Genomic DNA, 20,888 nt, shown 5'->3' with positions numbered 1-20,888 from the left:
ATCTTGGGTTTGAATAATGCAGTTCTAGATATTCACAATTTATAATCAAGGTGCATGATAAAATATATCAAATCCGTTCTTTTATTAGCCCTCTCACTACTTTTTATACAGTGTTCGTGGCATACAAATGCAGATTGGCCTGAGTATTATGGCGACGGTGCCAGGAGCCACTACTCTATGCTTGAGCAGATCGATACCTCCAACGTTTCTAAGTTAAAGATTGCTTGGACCTACTCTTCTGGTGGCGCGGATACCATTCGCAATCGCAGTCAAATACAATCTAATCCCATCATCATAGACGGTGTGCTCTATGGCGTCTCGGCAGCTACAGAGGCTTTTGCCATAGAATCGGATTCAGGAAAAGAACTTTGGAAGACAGATATTAAGGAAAATGAAGGCACGACTAGCCGTGGCGTAACCTATTGGTCTCACGAAGGAGACAAACGTATTTTCTTCGGAGCAGGTCGCTGGCTTTACGCGCTAGACGCAGGTACCGGAAAATTGATTGAGACTTTCGGGAAGCAAGGACGCATAGACCTCAAAGTGGGAATAGACCGTCCAGGTGCTGATAATTATGTCACCTCAAACACCCCAAATACCATTTACAAAGACTTAATCATTACCGGCAGCCGGGTATCTGAATCCGAATCTGCCCTTCTCGGGGACATTCGGGCATATGATGCGCGTGATGGAAGTTTGGCTTGGATCTTTCATACAATACCTGAAGAAGATGAAGCTGGGTATGAAACATGGTTTCCCACAAATCCAAGGCAAAGGTTAGGTGGAGCAAACTCTTGGATGGGAATGGCTATAGACAGAGAAAGAGGAATCGTGTATGTACCCACCGGATCAGCTGCATTTGATTTCTATGGTGGCAACCGTAAAGGAGATAATTTGTATGCAAATTCCCTACTTGCACTTAATGCAAATGACGGTAAACTGCTGTGGCATTACCAAGTAGTCCACCATGATATATGGGATCGAGATTTACCTGCTCCCCCTAACCTCTTCACAATCACACGTGATGATAAGAAAATAGATGTGGTATCAGTAATCACCAAGCAAGGTTACACGTTCATTTTTGATCGTGTAACCGGCAAACACATTTATCCTATTGAGGAAGTTGCGTTTCCGCAGGAGGCAGCATCAGGTGAGTACCCAAGCCCTACCCAACCCATTCCAACCAAACCAGCACCTTTTACCAGGCAATCCTTTACTTCAAATGACTTCAATTCCTTTGTGGCAAATAAGGATTCGCTAATCGATATTCTGGTGCAGGCGAACACAGGGTCTCCTTATACTCCCATCACCGAGAAAATGACGATTATTTATCCTGGTACCGATGGAGGAGGTCAATGGGGCGGAGCTGCTACGGATCCAGCAGGTGTGTTGTATATACCAGCCAAAGAAATACCAGTCTATACCTCTTTGATTTTAAGGTCGAATGAAAGCGACCAGCTGGCTTCCAGTGAAAATACATTATATAATCTCTATTGCTCCAATTGCCATGGAAAAGATCTCAATGGCAGCCACGATGGTTCCTATCCGGGATTGAGAAATATCAAGACACGACTCACACGCGATCAATTGCTCACTTTGATGGGCAACGGCAGAGGTATGATGCCCTCATTTTCTCATATTTCTATGTCTGAGAGGGATGCAATTGCCAACTTTCTTCTAGATCTCGATGTAGACAAAGAAGTAGAAGCTAAACAAAATAACTTCTCAGCTTATCAACACACAGGATACAACCGATGGTATGATACGAATGGTTACCCAGTAAATGCGCCCCCTTGGGGAACCTTAACTGCAATTGATGGTAATACGGGCCAAAGGCGCTGGCAAGTTCCTTTAGGAGAATATAAGGAACTCACCGCAAAGGGAGTATCCCCTACCGGAACCGATAATTATGGCGGTCCACTTGTGACAGCCGGAGGACTTATTTTTATAGCCGCTACACCAGACGAAAAAATCAGAGCATTTAAAAAATCTACAGGTGAATTAGTATGGGAGCATGAACTCCCAGCGGCGGGATACGCTACACCCAGTACATACAGAATCAATGGGAAGCAATATATTGTCATCGCCTGCGGAGGTGGAAAGCTGAAATCAAAATCTGGTGATAAGTATGTAGCATTTTCCCTCGAAGATTAAACCTACCATCTGCCTAGCTTTGCCTTATTCTTTTAGCAAGCTTTAAGAGTTCAAACCAACTAGTAGAAATAAAGCCAAATACTCATGGCAAGTGTGAGCGACTGAAGCAAACTATTCAATAGCTCAAGGGATTGCCAGTAATTGATAGCCCAAACAATGATAAAAAACCGCAGCTCCAGCAATTGCCATCTTCTTTACAAAGTTTGCAATTTGCCTTTCCAGTGGTGTTTTTTCCTCTGTTATACTTTCCAAACTCGTTCCTATTTTTCCGAGTTTAGTATCCTTACCGATGCCTGTAATCGTCGCTATAGCCAAACCACTCGCAACTGTGGTACCACTATAGATGACATTATCTTCTAGAGACTTATCCTTAAAAACCGCAAAAGATTCCCCCGTGAGTATTGATTCATTTACAGAAAAATCATTCGAATGAACGATGACACCATCGGCAGTAATTGAAGTACCTTCTTCCACCAGTAAGCTGTCACCAACTACCAAATTTCCGCTATTATTTCTTCGACTATACCATTCCTTATGACTTTACAAGCCGGTTGAGAAAAGTCCTTTAGCTTTTCCAATGCATTCTTACTTCGAGAATCCTGGAATAGTGAAATGGAGGTGATGAAGATGATAGCAACGACAAGATAAATCCCATCTCCTGTATTGCCAGAGATAAAGTAGATAGAAGCGGCTACCAATAAAATAATCGACATTGGCTCCTTAAGAATGCTCTATAAGGTATCTAAGAAGCCATTTTCCTTTTTGTAGTTAAGTTTTTTTGCCCGTATTTTTCCTGGACAGAAGCTACTTGTTCATTACTTAAACCTTGTATATCGACCTTATTCGCTGGCATGCCTAAAGATCGTTTTATTCACAAAACACCAACAGGTTTGCGCTACAGAAAGCGGGGGAAAATCTCTGGACTGTAGTGGGAAAATCTTTTGCTTCTTCCTGCTCCTACTTACTCTTTAGGCTCAGCATACCAAAGATAAGAACCCAGATCCATCCTTTTCTAAAATTGAGAAACCCAATGTAGCAGCTAACAGACTAGGGAATCAACCAATTGACTGACAGGAGTTAATCTACTTTCTAGTAGCCTTAAACTCACTTCCATCATACCATTTAGGGAAATAGTCCTCATTAGCTAATTTCGATCCCACACTGAAAAACAATTGCAAATCCAATTGCACACCACTCAATTCTGTTGTTTCAGCATCATATCCATCAGCTGGTTGATGGTATTTATTGATGCGATAAGAATCATTATATGCTTTTATCTCCTCTTTACTTTTATCGAATCCCTCATAAGCGCCACTCGCATATAAAGCAGGAATCCCAATTTTGGCGAAGTTAAAATGATCGGATCTGAAGAAATATCCTTTTTCAGCTTCTGGATCCGGGATAATATATCGCTCTTGGGCAAGAGCTGCTTCCTTGGCATATTCATCCATTTCTGAATGACCATATCCCGTAATTGTTAGATCTTTCATTTTCCCGGGACTATCCAGTGCATCCATATTGATATTAGCTACGGTTTTTTTAGGGTCAAAAATCGGATTTTCAGCATAAAAAGCTGAACCTAATAAACCTTGTTCTTCTCCAGTAAGGGCTATAAAAACAATAGAACGCTTAGTGGCTTTACCTTTCTTAAAAGCTTCCGCAAGAGCCAATAACCCAGCAGTACCAGAAGCATTATCCACTGCACCATTGTAGATGGAGTCACCCTCTATCGCTTTCCCAACACCCAAATGATCCCAATGTGCAGAATAAATGATCACTTCATCTTTTCTGTCCGCACCGGGAATCATTGCCACTACGTTTTTTGATACGTCCTTTTTGATCTTGTTGTGAATGGAAACGGATACGTCTAGATCTAATGGAATTGGTTTAAAGTTTTTATCCCTAGCAATAGCTTTATAATCCTGACCTTTCATAGCTGAGGCATCGAGTATTTTTTGCGCACTTTCATCACTTACCCAAGACTCGACATTTAGTAGAGGTAAATCGCTTGCAATAACTAATCGGGCACCAGTCCAACCGGATTCAATTACATTCCAACCGTAAGAGGCTGGCTCAGTATCATGAATAATGATAAGTCCAGCAGCACCTTGCCTGGCTGCCTCCTCATATTTGTAAGTCCAGCGGCCGTAGTAGGTCATTTCATTTCCCCTAAACAAAGTAGAATCCCTTGATTTAAAACCTGGATCGTTTATTAGAACTACTGCCGTTTTCCCCTTCCAATCTATCCCTTCATAATCATTCCAACCATATTCTGGTGCCACTATGCCATATCCTGCAAAAACAAGTTCGGATTTTTCGAGGCTAACTTCCGGTTCTACTTTATTCGTGGTGGCTACAAAATCCCTTACTATATCTAGATCGAAACTTCCATTTCCTCCGGAAAAAACCATGGTTTTAGAAGGAGTTCCGTCAATCTCTACCATAGGCACATCCTGAAAAAAGCTATCTCCATTTCCAGGTAAAAGTCCCAGTTTTTCAAACTCCTCCTTTAAATAATTCACAGTCAAGACTTCTCCTTCAGTAAAGGGTTTTCTGCCAAGAAACTCATCAGAAGCGAGACGAGCTATATGTGTAGCAATGGTTGCTTGGTCCACCTGAACCAATTCTGTAGATTCATTTGAGTCGCTTTCACAACTAATACAGAGTAGTAAGACTAAAAATTTCAAGTAATTATTCATAGAAAATAATTTTAATAAGTTGGTATTTGGTAGTTATTTAGTCGTAATTCTTTCTTGCTTTATGCCGTATATTCAAAAATCAATGTTAGCAATTTTTTACCGGTAAACAACTTAAAATCAGCAACAAAATCCCAAAGCTATCAGGCTGAAAGTCATCTCATGTGCCCAATAAGGTGATTCAATAAAGCCGATTAAAGGAAGAAGAGATATATAAATGATAATTCACAAAATGATGTAATTAAAGCCTACAGCAGTAGGTTAGACGTTTCTCCCGCTAGTCACAAAATTTGACCAAGTGTGCATTTTGTATATAGGAAAAAGCACTTTTGTACATCATTATTTATAAATTGCCAACCTTTTGGAAAACTAAATGGGGTTTTTAGTGATAAATCTAGCTGAAGACCATTTTAGGAAGAACTTTTAACTTTTGATTTCTACAGCCTTATTTCACATATGAATTCTAATAAAACAATAATTAATTTTTGCCCTACGGGGATGGTTCCTACCAAATCAGAAACTCCACATGTACCTATTAGTCCCTCGGAAATTATTGAACAGACGCACCAGGCATACGAAATAGGAATTACCATTGCCCATCTTCATGCCCGTGATGCAGCTAGTGTTCCAACTTATAGAAAGTCTGTTTATCAGGAAATTTTTGAAGGCCTAAGGAAGCATTGTCCAGACTTGATCATTTGCGGTAGCAGCTCAGGAAGAAATGTTTCTGAATTGGAAAAAAGATCCGAGGTTATTGAGCTCCAGCCAGATATGTGTTCTCTCACTCTTTCCTCTCTGAATTTTCAACGGCAAGCCTCTACCAATGCACCAGACACCATTCTAGGACTGGCCAGTAAGATGAAAGACTATGGCGTCGTGCCTGAATTAGAATGTTTTGACATGGGAATGATTAATTTCGGCATGTACCTGATCAAAAAGAAATTGATTGAAGGGCCATTCTATTGGAACCTGTTGTTTGGAAATATTGCCGGGATGCAAGCTAATTTTTTACATATGGGAACAGCTATTCAGGAAATCCCAACTGATCATTTTATCAGTTTGGCAGGATTAGGATCAAACCAACTTACAATTAATGGAGCTTCAATTTCCATGGGATATGGAGTACGGGTAGGTTTGGAAGACAACATTTGGTTTGACCATAAAGGAGGAAAGTTGGCTACCAATAAAGACTTATTACTACGGGTACATGAATTAATGAGGATACATTCAAAAGAACTCTTCGCCCCAAAGGATCTTGGAGAACTAGGCTTTTATAACCGTAAAAAATGAAGAGGATAAGCTTTGTTGGGATCTCAAAAGATAGTGCAGCGATTTTTTTGGATCTTATTTCCGAATTAAATTTGCAAAAGGAATTTGTGTTTTATCCAAATAAGGACTTCGGTATAGAACCCTTCATGCCTATTAAAACCTACTCTATTGAGATCAAAGAAGCTGGAAGTTGTCCGCCTGAGGAAGATGAACTATTCTTTGGTGCAACAGGTCCTGAAAACAAATTGGCAATTTTTGAAGATTTCTGGAATTCTCATGGGATTTTAGAATCAAGATATACTCAATTAGTACACCCAAGTGCCTACGTCGCTCCTTCTGCATCCATTTCAAATGGTGTATTAATAGAACCCGGAGTGATCATCAGCGCCCAGAGCCAAATTGATTTTGGAGTATCTCTAAAGCGTGGCTGTAGGATTGGGCATCACAATACGATTGGGAGATATACCGATATTAACCCAGGAGTAATTCTTTCTGGAATGATCAACATAGGAGAAGGTTGTTTAATTGGATCTGGGGCGGTTTTAAAAGATAACATCAGCATAGGTGCAAATACAACTATTGGAGTTGGTAGTGTCGTGACCAAAGACATTCCTGCCAATTGTATCGCATTCGGTAATCCCTGCAAAATAGTTCGTCAAAAATGACCTCAAACGATTCAGCCAATACACTAACTTCTTCTCCTTTGGTATCCATCTGCGTGCAGACGTATCAACATGAAAAATTCATTGCTCAATGTCTGGATAGCCTATTAATCCAAAAAACAGATTTTGACTTTGAAATTATAGTTGGTGAGGATGGCAGTTCGGATCGTACAGGAGAAATCTGTGATTTATATGCGAAAAAACATCCGGATAAAATCCGTTTGTTCAAAAGAGATCCAAAAAACAAGATTTCCATACGAGGAAAAATAACTGGAAGGTTTAACTTCCTTGAAAACCTAAAGGCAGCACGAGGGAAATACATATGCCTCTGTGATGGTGACGACTATTGGACTAACGATCGGAAATTGCAAAAGCAATTTCAATTCTTAAATGAAAATCCTGAGGTCAGTTTAGTCTATTCGAGCTATATACACCAAAAAATAGATCTTAGCAGTGTTGTGGAGCCTGTTAAAGACAAAATCTTCGAGCCAGAAGAAGTAAAAACCATTCATTATCTAGGGCATGTTTCGACATGGATGTTTAGGAATGACCTTCAATCGCTTTTGTCCAATCCTATTATCTACAAAGCCTTTGCAATGGATATGGTTCTATTTGCATACTTCAAAATTAAAGGGAAAATAGCAGGGCAGTCTTTTACTTCTTCCTTTTACAGATACAATATTTCTGGTATGTTTCGATCAAAGAAAAAGGCAGAATCAGCACGGGATTTTGCCATTTTACATTATTACTTTTTTAGATATATTCATTACAGTGTTCATACTTTCCTTACCAGTGGATCCGGCTATTTTATTAAAAAGTATTTGAGAACAATTTTAGAGAATTGAATTAACAGACTATGATTAGCTTGGCACCAAGGTTCACAAAGAAATGGCTGAAGCCATTCTCTAGATGCTGCATCTGACTTGCACTTCTATCCTCGCCTATGTGGTCCTAATTTTTTTATCAAAACTGGTGTAAAGTGCTAAAATTCAAGTCTGACATCTTGAAATTTATTTTTCACTTAGTTGCTATACTGCTACGTCAGCATGTTCGTAACTCGAAAGGGAAAAGTGGAACGTACTGCCTTCGCCGGGGCTACTTTCGGCCCAAATTTTACCTCCATGTTTCTGGACAAGATCCTGACAGAGTACCAATCCCAAACCGGTACCCATCTCTCCCATAGTACCTGATTGTTGTTCACTCGATCTTGAAAAGAGCTTGTTGAGCACAGTTTCATTCATTCCTGTGCCATGATCGCGCACAGAAGTGATGACATTTCCTGATCTTTCACGGACAAGGATTTCTATTCTGGAATTTTGATCGGAAAACTTGATGGCATTGGATATCAAGTTTCGCAGGACAGTCAGAATCATTTTCTGATCAGCGTGGATAAATGCATTTTCTGAACCTGACTGACCTAGTTTGATATTTTTATAATCAGCCTGGGAAGAAACCATGCCTATTGCTGTCTCCACCAATTTACTCATAGGAATCACTTCGGGTTTTACCTCAAATAACTTCGTATCCTTAATGGCCCATTGCAAAAGATTTTCCAAGAGATTATGGGTATTTCGGGAGACATTCAACAGAAATCGGATATTTTCCAAGTGCTCTGAATTCTTGGTGTTTTCAAATTCTTCCTCTAAAAGTTCCATATATCCAATAATCGAGAAAAAGGGATTTCTCAGGTCATGACCAATGATAGAAAGGAGCTTATCCTTTTCATTGATATGTTTTTTCAATTTACCGTTGGCGTGTTTGAGCATAGTAGTGCGTTCCTCCACGGTATTTTCAAGCTGCCTGTTTTGTTCATGAATGCTACGAACTCTCCGGTTATATGCAAGGATTAAAAGACCTATAGCCAGGAGAGCTGAAAGGGTGATAAACCAAGCAGTCTTCCAAAATGGAGGCGCAACGATCAGAACTACGGACGTGCCAGCTTCATTCCATAATCCATCACTATTGGCAGCTTTGACCCGGAATGTGTAGGTACCAGGATTGAGATTGGTGTAGGTGGCATTTCGCTGCGAGCCCACATAATTCCATTCTTTTTCAAATCCATCCAAAATATAAGCGTATTGGTTTTGGTCTGGATGGGTGTAATTCAGGGCTATAAAATCAAACGTAAATACATTTTCCCGGTGGGAAAGGGTCAGCGTGTCCGTAGCCGCTATATGCTTTTGCAAAGGAGAATCGGGTGCTTTAAAATCCACTGGCTGGTTGAATAATTTAAAACCCGTCAGGTAAACCTGTGGAATAAAGGGATTGGAAATTAGATGATCTGGATGGAACAGGTTAAAACCATTCATTCCCCCAAAAAGCAATTCTCCTTTCCGCGTCTTGAGCACGGCATACCTTGAAAATTCATTTCCCTGTAGTCCGTCATTCTTACCAAAATTAGTAAATTCTTGATTGACCGGATCAAATTTGGAAATCCCCCTATTGGTACCAATCCACAAAAAGCCACTATCATCTTCCACAATAGAATTGATTTCATTTACAGGTAATCCATCTTTTTGAGTGTAGGTGATGAAATTGTCCCCTTCTGGCATATATCGGGAGAGACCCCTGTCCGTAGCAATCCAGATATTTTGATTCCGGTCTTCTATGATCTGCCGAATAGAGGTGCTGGGAATGCTGTTGGGATCCAAATTGGAGGGCTGATAGACTTTGAATTTTCCCTTGTCCTTGTCTTTTGCCTGCATCAGGTTCAACCCGGAATGAGTTCCAATCCAGAGATTGTTTTGACTGTCCTCTATTATCCGTAGAGGAAAATTGGAGGAAATAGAGTTGGGGTCATTTTTGTTGTTTTTATAAACCTTCAACTCTGCTGCCCTTTGATCATAGCGATACAATCCTTCCTCTAGGGCAGCTATCCAGATATAGTTTTCGTCAAAATGTACATCAAATACATGTTGTATGGGATAGGTATCATTTTTAATCCATTCATTAAAGCTGGTAAAGATGCCTTTCTCCTCGTCCAGCAAAATATTTAAACCTCCAGACCAAGTGCCTACCCAAAGATTCCCATCCTGGTCTTCATTCAAGCTGATTACGGCATCTGATCCTAGAGATTTCGGGTTTTTAGGATCATGCCTATATGCTCTGAATGTACCCTGTGACCGATCAAAGTAATTCAGCCCACCGCCATCCGTTGCTACCCAAATATTTCCGTTTTCAGTTTCCGAAAAATCCCGGATGATATCATTATTCAGACTTTCCGTATTTAAGAGGTTTTTGTAATAATGGGCGAATTTGGAAGCGTAAGGATCAGCCAGGTTTATGCCCGATTGGGCGGTGCCTATCCAGTACCTGTCCTGATTGTCCTGAAAAACACTCCAAATTGAATTGTGGGTGAGGCTATTGGGGTCTTTCGGGTCATGGAGGTAGCGGTAAAAATTATCCTTCTCCTTATTGTAAAGATGTAGTCCCCCGTTTTCATGACAGGACCAGAGGTTACCTTTCCGATCTAAGTATAGTTTAAAGATAATATTGTTGAAAAGGCTATTTGGATTTCCCGCTTCATTGAGATAATGGACAAAACTAACTTCTCCCTGCTCTACAACCATCCTGTTGAGCCCTTTACTTCTGGCTCCTGCCCAGAGATTTCCTTCAAGGTCTAAGGTGACAGCTTTTACATTATTCGAACTGATGGTATGAGGATCGGTAGGGTCATGCTGATAATATTCCGTCTGCCCGCTAGAAGTATGCAGCTTGATTAGCCCATTATTCAAAGTCGCAAGCCATAATATATCACCGTCACCAGCAACCATGGCATTTATATTCACAACTTCATCGACCTTGTAGGGCAGCAATTGTTGCTGCTTACGATCGAAAAAAAATAATCCTAAAGATTGGTTGCTCACCCAAAGAGTACCCTGGGCATCTTCGAGAATGGTATTGACCAAATTGCTTTCCCCCCCTTGTACAAGAATAGCAGAGGGGAGTTTGAATCTGGTGAAATCATCCCTATCCCTATTGTACCTTGCCACACCATTACCTGTACCCACCCATAATTGATTTTGACTGTCCTCGTAGATGGATCCTATATAGTTGTCACTGATCGTGCTGGAGTCTGTGCTGCTGGCATAGACCTTGAAGTCCAAACCATCATATTGATGAAGGCCGCTGTAGGTTCCAATCCACATGTAACCACGACTGTCCTGGAAGATTGTCGAGACTCGGTTGTTGAGGAGTCCTTCGAAGATCCGTTGAAATTGGAGATCAGGTTTTTCTTCTGACTTTTGGCTCAGCACCTTGGTCACGGGCAGAAACATCACTGCCAATACAATCAAAGTCGAGAAGTACAGTTTGTTCATTTTGGGCACGAAATGAGTAATCTTGAAAAACTCCATTTTCAAGTAGGTTTTTGAGTAATATTTGGGTGATTGTGGGGATGATTTCTATTTGAAACCACCAGCGTAATTCCCCTTAACAATCAAGTTTAAAGGCGAAAGTAAAGTATATTAATTTGGTAACCAACAGTCTAGACTTGGCTATAATTAAAAAATGTGCTTTCAAATTCACTGGTTTTTCTCCAAAATGTTCAATACGCTATTTCTTCCATGCCTTATTTTCAGGAGGTTTTATTAGGAGCAACTAAAAGATGATAACAAGAAACATTTTTTTGCATATATCTGAAAATAAATATCCCTCCAAAGGGATGTTAATCAAATGGTTAACTAAGAATTTTTAATCATTTTTTTCAAGTTGTCAGGAGAAAAAAAAAATAAATATTATCAAAATAATTCTTTTATATCGCTAAGTCTTGCGAAAGATTGGGTTTTCTGGGAGTGAATGATGATTTAAAATGGATACGGTAGATAAGGTTCGAAGGGAGAAATTGAAGGAATGAAGCGTGGACAGAATGATTTTTTAACAGCTAAATACGCCTAGGTTAGCGATCAGTGAATGAAGCTATTTTTAGTAGGATGAATCGAACTTATACCCTAAGGTTTAAACCTTGGGGTATTGCAAGGAACCATTTTATTCGTTCTATTTTTCAGCTAGGAAAATCCTTGACTGTTCAACAAAGTCAGTCTAAAATTTGACTTCTACCCCCCCCCCCGGTGGTTGATGTGTTGAAAAAAGTGAGAACAAGGTTTCCGAATTGGAAATGCGCGGGATTTAATAGATCATTTCCTTTGAAGGTGCTGAGAATAGCCTCTGAGTCGGACTCATCTCACTTCTTACTAAACATCAGTTATCACCACTCAAATAAGCACTTTTGGTCACTACAAGTGGATAGAACCAGACGCCCATTTCTTCCCAACAGCATTTTGATGATGTAATTGACCGATTCCTTACTCCATTCTCAGCTTTATTATTAGAGACGAGACCAGTGTAATTGCCCCGATCAATACAACAGAAGCCGTGATCCCAAAAATATCTGCTGTTATTCCAGTTAAAATAGCCCCAATAGCATAACCCAAGTCACGCCATAACCTGAACACCCCGATACTTTTCGCCCGTTGTACCGGGTGGGTATAATTGGCAATGGCCGCTAGAAATGTAGGATAAACCACTGCTGTGCCTATTCCCAACAAAGTACTTAATACAGTAAATTGAATAAAGGAATTGGCAAATACCATGGCTATGATTACAACCCCCTGTATGAGCATCCCCCAAAAAAGCATGGATTTATTGGCCCAAAGATCAGCCAGTTTTCCTGTGATCAATTGCCCTAACCCCCACACTATCGGATAGATAGCTACAATTTTCCCAATTTCAGACAGGTTAAACCCTTTGCCGGCTAATAAGATTGGAAAAAGTCCCCATATCATACCATCGTTCAGATTGTTGACTAGTCCGGCTTGCGTGATGGATCCAAGAGTGGGGTGCGTCCAGGAGGTTTCTTTAAAAACATTCTTTAGTTTTTTAACCTTACTTACTTGCGTTTCGGACTGGACATGATGTGCCGTATCCTTCACCAGAAAGTAGCTGGAAAATAATCCAATAATTGCAAAGCCTATTCCCAGATAAAACGGATAAGGACGTAGGCCATATTCCGAAGCTATCCATGCGGTGAGGAATGCCACAATACCAACTGCCAGATAACCTGCTGACTCATTCAATCCCATAGCAAGCCCCCTGTTTCTGTTGCCTACCAGGTCTATTTTCATCACTACTGTGCTAGACCAGGTAAGTCCCTGATTGATTCCCAGTAGGATGTTAGCTACAATAATCCAGTTCCAGCTGGTGGCATAAATTAGGATAAGCGGGACAGGAAGGCCGACTAACCAACCGATGACAAGCAGATTTTTGCGTCCTATTTTATTGGCAAAAGCCCCGGTGTAATAGTTGGTAATGGCTTTGGAAATACCAAAAAACACGATGAATGACAGTATGGCTGTATTGGCGGCCATACCAAAGTCTGCTTCGGCAATCTGAGGAAGAATAGTCCGCTCCAGGCCGATCATGCCGCCTACGAATGCATTGATGATTATCAACAGCGTAAACTGCTGCCAGTTTTCTTTAAGTCCCAATTTAACTTCCATAGCTATAATGATACAGCACAACGCTTGGCTCCCGCTTCCAAATCAACGGGGTTAAGTCTGTAAAATCTCCCGAAAGGCTCTTTTAAAGAATCTTTAGGTTGTTTTCCGGTGGACTGGAGATCTTTTTTAGCAGAGATTACACAAACTCACGCTCGCTTTGACCAAAGGACGGAGTTGTCAGAATCAATTCTTTTTACATTTGTTAAATAATCAGCGTGATGCTCTAATACGACTTAAACTGACTTGTGTAATGCCCAGATAGGAAGCAATATGTTTTAAGGGAATTTCTCTTACTACTGCAGGTGATTTTTGTAATAAGGATGTGTAGCGCTCATCTGCTGGGTGAAACTGAAGACTTTCTAGCCTGTTGATGGTATCGACATAAGAACGCTCTACTACCTTTCTAAACATTCGTTCCACATCATGGTATTTGTCGAAGAGTTCGAAAAGCTGCCGGGCTGGAATGGCAATAAATGTAGTATCATTTATTGCCTGTATGGCTTTGTGACTCGGCTTCCCTGCGAACAGGCTTTCCGCTCTAATGATCAGGTCGTGTTTAAAAGCAAAGTACTCGGTTACGTCTTTATCTTCCTTATAATAGTAAATTCGTGCTGTTCCTTTCTCCACAAAATAGATAGTTTTGCAAGTTTGTCCAATGGATTGCAAGTCTTTGTTCTTTTTGATGTGATAAGTAGAACATAAGTTTACAATGGCATTTTTAGCCTCATCTGACAAGGGACTTATTTGGTTGAGATGGGTGATGAATGCCTCTTTATCTTTAGTCTGAATCATGTCGGCGTTCTAATTTGGTTATGTTAATCCTGTAGTCAACCCTTCAAATAACTCCTCAAAACCACACTCGAAGTGGTCACATCAGTATTGGAACTGAGTGAAGGTTACCTTCTCTGCGGGTCCAAAGACTAAAATGAGCTGAAAGCACCAATAAGTAAGGGCTTGACCTACTCCCCTTCCTGATTCCATGAAGGCTACTCAGCTATTTTATTGATCAGGTAGCCAAGGCAATTTTCCATCTTGTGAAATCGAGCATGAATCAAGCGTCACACAGAGGGGGATGATTATTCCCAGCATACACCGCAACAGCAGATATGCTTGTTCTTAGGGCGCGTAAGGCTGTCGCAGCAGCGAGCCAGGCGGATGGCCTGCGGGGTGAAGCTTTGCTGGCGTCTTGACTTTCCCACCCGCAATCTGGCCTCTCGCTAAAAATGTCCACCGGACATTTTATTCACGCTCCATCCCCATTGCGTCAAGGCAAAAGAACAAAAGAAATTGAACATGACCCAAGCGATACTTAAGAGAACGATTATTAAATCCTTCAGGTGTTTCTTCGAATTCCGCAGGCGTTTAACTAAGAAATCTAAATTATAATCATATGAAATACAAGTTGTCATAAATATGGATACTAAACCAGAACTCTCAAATTCAAAAATTTGGGTTCGGTGAGTAGATAAAGAAAAGCCCTAATCTTTAGCCAACTTGGATAACTGTAGCCAAAACTCCTCGATTTTTAAAATAGCTTTAAGAAATTCATCCATTTCCATGGGTTTAGACACATAGCTATTGGCATGATATTCATATGCTGTGTTTATATCTTTTTGATTGGAAGATGTAGTCAACATTATGACTGGTATCTTTTTCAAAATAGAATCTTCTTTGACCTTTTGCAGCACCTCAAGACCGTTATAAACCGGGATGTTAATGTCCAAAAGAATTAGATCGGGTCTTTCGGCATTCTCATATTCCCCATTTCTAAAAAGAAAATCCAGGGCTTCTTTTCCAGTTTTGACAACACTGATTCGGGTTTTAATTCTACTTTCCTCAAATGCCTCCAAGGTCAAAATTACATCTCCCTCATTATCCTCTATTAGTAAAATATGAACTTCTTTCATTGTTATTTATATGTCTAATTCCAACTATTTTTTACTTTGTTTTATCAGCTGCAATATAAGAGACTGCTTAAATAAATTTGGTTTTGGGGATTACTGGGGATAATCACTGATAGAGTTATCCAGGTTAATCACCTTTGGAATACTAAAGTAAAACACACTTCCTTGTCCAACTTGAGACTCAAGCCAGATTTCCCCACCCCAGGCTTCCACATGTTTTTTAGCAATGGAAAGGCCAATCCCTGTTCCATCGAATTGATCTCTCTTATGCAGTCTTTGGAAGATAATGAAAATCTTATCAAAGAATTGAGGATCAATTCCAATCCCGTTGTCTTCAATGCGTATGATATGATAATCTCCCTGCTGATAGGCCGCGATAGTGATTTTGGGCGGCAAGTCATGTCGGGAATATTTGATGGCATTATCTAGCAGGCAATGAAGGGTTTGGATCAAGGCTGCTTTAAAACAATCCAAAACCGGTAAATCTTCCATTGTGATCACCGCTGATTTTTCCTTGATCACTTTTCTTCTTAGGAGCTTATACCCATCCACCAATTCTCCTAAGTCAATACTTTCCAAAACATCTTGGGTTTTTCCGGCTTTTGAGTAATCCAGAAGATCAAGAATAATCTGTTTCATTCGCTTGGCCCCATCAGTAGCGAAATAGATATATTGATGGGCTTTGGAATCCAATTGATCTTTGTATTTCCGCTCCAATTGATTAAGAAAGCTGGATATCATCCTGAGAGGCTCCTGCAAATCATGGGAGGCAATGAATGCAAATTGCTCCAACTGTTCATTTGTAGTCTGCAATTCCTTGATATGCCCTCTTAAAATCTGATTGAGTTTATTCAGTTCCTCTTCATGCTTGATTCTATCAGTGATATCAGTGATGGCGCCTACCATTCTGACTACCTCCCCCACTTCATTTCGAATGATCACTCCTTTATCAATTACTGTTTTTATCTCCCCTTCACTATGGATTATTCTATACTGATGCTGCCAAAATTCAGCTTCAGGATCTTTCAAACAACTTTTCAAACTCTCCTGAATACCAGGCATGTCTTCAGGAAAGAAACTGTCTTCCCAAAAATCAGAGCTAGTGAGGTTTTTGCTAACCTTATATCCGAAAAGCTCTTCAAACCCATTACTTCTGGTAAAAGTATCAGACAGCAAATCCCAATCCCAAATGGCATCAGTGGTGGCTTGAGCTACTTTTTCAAAGCGTTCATTCGCTTCCAATATTTTTCTCTCTGCCTTCTTTTGAATCGTAATATCCCTGAAAAAAACGCTTATTCCCTCTTCGGAAGGATAAGCACTTACCTCCAACCATAGCCCATAATAATCCTCAAATGTGACTGGCTCCCCACTTTTCAACACCTTGTGATAATTAGTAAAAGAAGGAAGCTCCACCGCGTCGGGAAATACCTCCCAGAGGTTTTTGCCGACTAAATCCTCCCTATTGACTCCAATAAGTTTCTCAGCTGTATTATTCCAATAGGTTACAGTAAAGTCTCTGTTCATCGTAAAAAAAGCATCGCCGATACTTTCTAATATCCTGTTTTTTTCATCATAGGCCTTTTGGATCGCTTCCTTGGCTCTGATGCGTTCATCGATATTTTTAAAGTAGGAAGAAATCCCCCCATGAGAAGGATAGACATTAAGCTCATACCAAGAACCATCTCCAGGATAAAAATACTCAAAGCTTTCAGGCTCGTTAGCAACAGCCACCCTCCTATATACCTCCTCCAGTACAGTTCCTCTTACAGGAGATAATACTTCCCATATATTTTTACCCAATACTTCATCCGATTTCTTATTCAAAAGTTGTTCTGCTTCTTTATTGAAATAAGTAAAGTCCCAGTTTCTATCCACCGCATAGAATGCATCGGAAATACTCCCTAAAATTTCCTCAATTTGCAACTGTAAGGATTTTGTATCATGGATATCCTGGAAACTACCAAATATTCTATGGGATTTTTCTCCTATCCGTTCACTCCTTCCAATACATCTTATCCATTTAAACTTACCCTTGGCCTTTTTGATGAGTAGCTCCTCATCAAACTCCAGCCCATCGACAAGCAGCAAATCCACCGCTTTTTGTATTCTAGCTTTACTCTCCTCTTTATAAAATTCAAATCCGCCTGTGAGGGTAGGATTATAGCCCGCATCTACTTCAAAAATTTTTCTAGTCATTGGAGACCAATACATGGCATTCCCCTTTTCGTCAGTCATATCAAGCTCCCAACTTCCTATTTTTGCCATTGAACTAGCCTGACTCAAGAGCTGCTCAGTCTTTTTCTCTTCTGTGATGTCTAAAATTAATGAGTTAAAGATGACAGATCCATCTATCAAATACTCTGGAGTTCCACTGCCACTATGATTTCTAATTTCCCCATTTGGCATTACATATCTCCACTTACTTGACCACTTGCTTTTGTTTTGAATCGAATACGTAATACTTGCCAGAACTTCATCAAAATCTCCCCCTGCTTTTATCCTATCCCAAATGAGTTGAATGTTTGCCATGGATTCCTCGGGACTATAGCCCCATAGTTCTTGGGCACCCTTACTGACATATTTCAAGGTATCAGTTCCGTCAGGATTGACTAGATATTGGAACATCAATCCTGGAAGGTTATCTGAAAGCGACAATAACCGGTTTTCAGCCTCTTTTCTATCGTGAATATCTTGCAGACTCCCATAAATCCTGATACACTTTCCTTCCAGAAATTCTGCACTACCTATAGCTTTGACCCAACGTTCGTTATTTTTGGCAGTTACTAAAACTGCTTCAAAATTAAAAGAACTCCCATTTTTGATACTGTCTTCAACATTATTTCGAACCATTTCCCGGAAATCTTCCCTGTAAAAATTAATTCCAGTGTCTAAATCTGGAGGAAAGACATCGGGATCTGTTTCATGAAGTGCATATACGATGTCCGTCCAGAATATTTTCTGTCTGACTAAATCTATTTCCCAACTTCCTACTTTTGCCAAAAAGGAGACTTGAGCATTGAGTATGCTGAGCTTTTTCTCATTGGTAATATCCTTTGCGGAGGCATATATCAATCCTTCCCTTACTTCGGAGTTACATTTCCAACTTAACCATACTACATCTCCTTTTTTGGTTATGTTTCGATTTTCAAAATGAAAACAAGACTCACCCACCTGCAATTTCTCCAACTCTCTTGCCGATAAATACTTGTCTTCCGGATGAATAAATTCTTCGAAGTTATGGTAAAGAATTTCTTCCTCCGTATACCCTAAAAGTTGATATCCTGCCTTATTTATTTTTAGAATTCTACCTTTAAAATCCACCAAACAGATTACATCTGGAATTGCTTCATACAAGTGAGTAAGGTCATTCTCCAGCTTTTTCCTATTGATTTCTGTGCCGACAAATCCCTTAATTCGCTCAAAAACTTGTATGTATCTATTTAAATAATGACCTTTTTTCTGTGTGCCCATTAGTAGTACACCCACTACTTGCTTATTGTAGAGGATTGGAAATCCCAATAAGGCCTTTATTCCCATAATCCCAGCTGCTTCTATTCTTTTAAAATCTCTATTTTCTACTTTTTGCTCCAATAGTAATGGTGTGCCCTTTTTCCATACCATAGCGGGCAAACTCTTAGATTCATGGAAAATTTTTGCTTGGTCTCCTAGTTCTTGAAACTTTACCCCTTTCAAGTCTCCAGCATCAAAGGCTAACAAATGGATTAGAGAATTCTCAATATTGGGAGTCCATAATTCCACCAAATCAAAAGCACCAAAGACACCTATCGTATGGCATAATTTTTTTACAGATTCAATAAAATCAGATTCAATATTAAAATTCAAACTGATCTGGCTTATAAGGTCCTTTTCCAGTTCCTTATTTTTCTGCTCGGTTACATCACGTTCGATAGCTATCCAATGCGTAAACCAGCCTTTCTCGTCTGCCACAGGTGATACAGAAAAATTGATCCAAAACTCCTCCCCGTTTTTCTTATAATTTACAGTGGTAATCTCGCAAGGCTCCCATCTTCGCATTGCCTTTCCCAATCTGGACAATTCATTTCGGTCAGACCGAGGGCCTTGAAGGAGTCGTGGCGATTTGCCCATTACCTCATGAGACTCGTATCCGGTCATCTTGGTGAAAGCCTCATTCACATAAATGATTCTTTGCCCGGGTTCATCAAATGGTTCCGCTTCCGTAATCAAAACAGCATCATTGGTGTGGGTTATGACACTTTCCAAAAGTCTTAAATGCTGTTCTTCATTCTTTTGAGAAGTAATGTCCTGAACAGTCCCTTCAAAAGAAATGGGAACACCCGCTTGATTTCTATTCAATCTTCCTAGTTCATGAACCCATTTTACCTCTCCATGGGGTAAGATAATTCTATGAGAAAAATCCAGCTCCTTTTCACCTGAATAAGCAGCTTCGTTCTCCTGATCAAAAAAGGCTCTGTCACTGGGATGAATTGTCTGACGAAAATTCTGGAAATTCAGCTCGAACTCATCTTTGTTTCTTCCCCAAATTTCATAGATTTTATCAGACCAAATAAGGGTACTAGCATCCAATTCCAGGTGCCAATAGCCTAATTTTGCGATATCTGATGCAGCCTGTAGTTTTCTGGCAGATTCTTCAAGATCCAAAAGCTGCTTTTCGCGCAGGGTTACATTCTGGCAGGTAACCATTATGCATTCCCTGCCTTGGAAATCTACTTGATGCCCATTGATTTCCATGCGCATGCGCTCACCATTCTTTTTCTTATGGGTATAAACCCCAAAATAAATATTTCCCTTGCTTTCCTTGATATTGGAATGGGCAGCCAAAACATTGGGAATTTCTTCCTCAGGTCTCAACTCCATGATGGTAAAGGAAATAAATTCTTCCTTGCTATAGCCATATAAATCTATTGCCGCATTATTGACATCCAAAATCTCAAAAGTCTCCAAATCATAAACCCACATCGATAGTGGGCTATAATTGAATAAGGCACTGTAATCTTGAAGCTTGGACATTTTGAATTTCTATTTGAAGAATAAACCCTAATTTTCCCTACACATTTTCGTGAATCATTAAAGAATAGATGCTAGACTAAAGTAAACTTTTTAATTTTCCCAAGAAAAAATTATATGAATGTTAAAAAATAAGGAGTCCAATAACCAGCACAGTAACAACATAAATTAAATTGAATGTCCTATATATCCAAGTTGTAACATCATGTTTTAAATTATTAGTCTTTTGTGAACAAGGTCTAGCCATTTTACCATCGTCTCCTAACAATTCACTCATTTCATCTGTTTATAATTTAGATTTCTTAGTTAAACGCCTGCGGAATTTGAAAAAACACCTGAAGGATTTAATAATCGTTCTCCTAAGTATCGCTTGGGTCATGTTCAATTTCTTTTGTTCTTTGAATAGTTGGGAAGTCATTCCTAGATAGGTGATTTTTATCAAAAAGTCGTTTTTAATTTCAATTAAGAGATGATTTTTCAAGTTGAACTATGTTTGATAATTGCTTTTGGGTTAACCCTCCTTTTTTGATTAGAACAAATAGCATACTTAATTGGCTATCAGTGATTTTATACGGCATCAAGTACTTTCGGGACACGTTGGCAGTAATACGGTTAAGTCTCATTATTTTCCCTGAAATGCATACAGAGGGATCAAAGCTTTTAAGGTTTTCAAATTCCATAACATATCAATATTTTACT

The 20,888-nt window shown here is 39.8% G+C and carries 12 protein-coding genes; 4 read left to right on the top strand and 8 right to left on the bottom strand.

Features of this window, described 5'->3' with window-relative positions; genetic code table 11:
- Positions 1-54: 54 nt before the first annotated feature.
- Positions 55-2,154 carry an outer membrane protein assembly factor BamB family protein gene (locus U3A58_RS02740; protein WP_323821853.1) on the top strand — a complete coding sequence of 700 codons (2,100 nt, stop codon included), beginning with the start codon at positions 55-57 and terminating at the stop codon, positions 2,152-2,154.
- 123 nt (positions 2,155-2,277) lie between these two features.
- On the opposite strand, the gene U3A58_RS02735 is transcribed toward U3A58_RS02740, so the two are convergent.
- From U3A58_RS02735 to U3A58_RS02725, 3 genes are all read right to left on the bottom strand, one after another.
- Positions 2,278-2,652 carry a P-type ATPase actuator domain-containing protein gene (locus U3A58_RS02735; protein ID WP_323821852.1) on the bottom strand — a complete coding sequence of 125 codons (375 nt, stop codon included), beginning with the start codon at positions 2,650-2,652 and terminating at the stop codon, positions 2,278-2,280.
- Entirely contained in the window at positions 2,646-2,867 is a 222-nt protein-coding gene (locus U3A58_RS02730) for a hypothetical protein (protein ID WP_323821851.1), read from the bottom strand. Before U3A58_RS02730 ends, U3A58_RS02735 begins: the two co-directional genes overlap by 7 nt.
- Positions 2,868-3,236: 369 nt before the next feature.
- Positions 3,237-4,853 carry a M28 family metallopeptidase gene (locus tag U3A58_RS02725; RefSeq protein WP_323821850.1) on the bottom strand — a complete coding sequence of 539 codons (1,617 nt, stop codon included), beginning with the start codon at positions 4,851-4,853 and terminating at the stop codon, positions 3,237-3,239.
- A 453-nt stretch (positions 4,854-5,306) separates the two neighbouring features.
- Between U3A58_RS02725 and U3A58_RS02720 the strand changes: the two genes are divergently transcribed.
- The 3 genes from U3A58_RS02720 to U3A58_RS02710 are packed head-to-tail and all read left to right on the top strand — an operon-like array spanning position 5,307 to position 7,626.
- Complete coding sequence (locus U3A58_RS02720) at positions 5,307-6,140, top strand: beta-keto acid cleavage family enzyme (protein ID WP_323821849.1); 834 nt, start codon at positions 5,307-5,309, stop codon at positions 6,138-6,140.
- Positions 6,137-6,784 carry an acetyltransferase gene (locus tag U3A58_RS02715; RefSeq protein ID WP_323821848.1) on the top strand — a complete coding sequence of 216 codons (648 nt, stop codon included), beginning with the start codon at positions 6,137-6,139 and terminating at the stop codon, positions 6,782-6,784. Before U3A58_RS02720 ends, U3A58_RS02715 begins: the two co-directional genes overlap by 4 nt.
- Positions 6,781-7,626, top strand: a complete 846-nt coding sequence (locus U3A58_RS02710; protein ID WP_323821847.1) for a glycosyltransferase family 2 protein — start codon at positions 6,781-6,783, stop codon at positions 7,624-7,626. Before U3A58_RS02715 ends, U3A58_RS02710 begins: the two co-directional genes overlap by 4 nt.
- 183 nt (positions 7,627-7,809) lie before the next feature.
- On the opposite strand, the gene U3A58_RS02705 is transcribed toward U3A58_RS02710, so the two are convergent.
- The 5 genes from U3A58_RS02705 to U3A58_RS02685 form a co-directional block, all read right to left on the bottom strand.
- Complete coding sequence (locus tag U3A58_RS02705) at positions 7,810-11,136, bottom strand: ligand-binding sensor domain-containing protein (protein WP_323821846.1); 3,327 nt, start codon at positions 11,134-11,136, stop codon at positions 7,810-7,812.
- A gap of 948 nt (positions 11,137-12,084) precedes the next feature.
- A complete protein-coding gene (locus U3A58_RS02700) occupies positions 12,085-13,278 on the bottom strand; it encodes an MFS transporter (RefSeq protein ID WP_323821845.1) in 1,194 nt (397 codons plus the stop codon).
- 210 nt (positions 13,279-13,488) lie between these two features.
- Positions 13,489-14,070 carry a Crp/Fnr family transcriptional regulator gene (locus tag U3A58_RS02695; protein ID WP_323821844.1) on the bottom strand — a complete coding sequence of 194 codons (582 nt, stop codon included), beginning with the start codon at positions 14,068-14,070 and terminating at the stop codon, positions 13,489-13,491.
- 686 nt (positions 14,071-14,756) lie between these two features.
- Positions 14,757-15,185, bottom strand: a complete 429-nt coding sequence (locus U3A58_RS02690; protein ID WP_323821843.1) for a response regulator — start codon at positions 15,183-15,185, stop codon at positions 14,757-14,759.
- A 90-nt stretch (positions 15,186-15,275) separates the two neighbouring features.
- A complete protein-coding gene (locus U3A58_RS02685) occupies positions 15,276-20,192 on the bottom strand; it encodes a PAS domain S-box protein (protein WP_323821842.1) in 4,917 nt (1,638 codons plus the stop codon).
- Between the last annotated feature and the right edge of the window lie 696 nt (positions 20,193-20,888).

The sequence above is a fragment of the Algoriphagus persicinus genome, from assembly GCF_035156415.1.
GTDB lineage: Bacteria > Bacteroidota > Bacteroidia > Cytophagales > Cyclobacteriaceae > Algoriphagus > Algoriphagus persicinus.
This window is presented reverse-complemented; position numbering and strand designations above follow the sequence as displayed.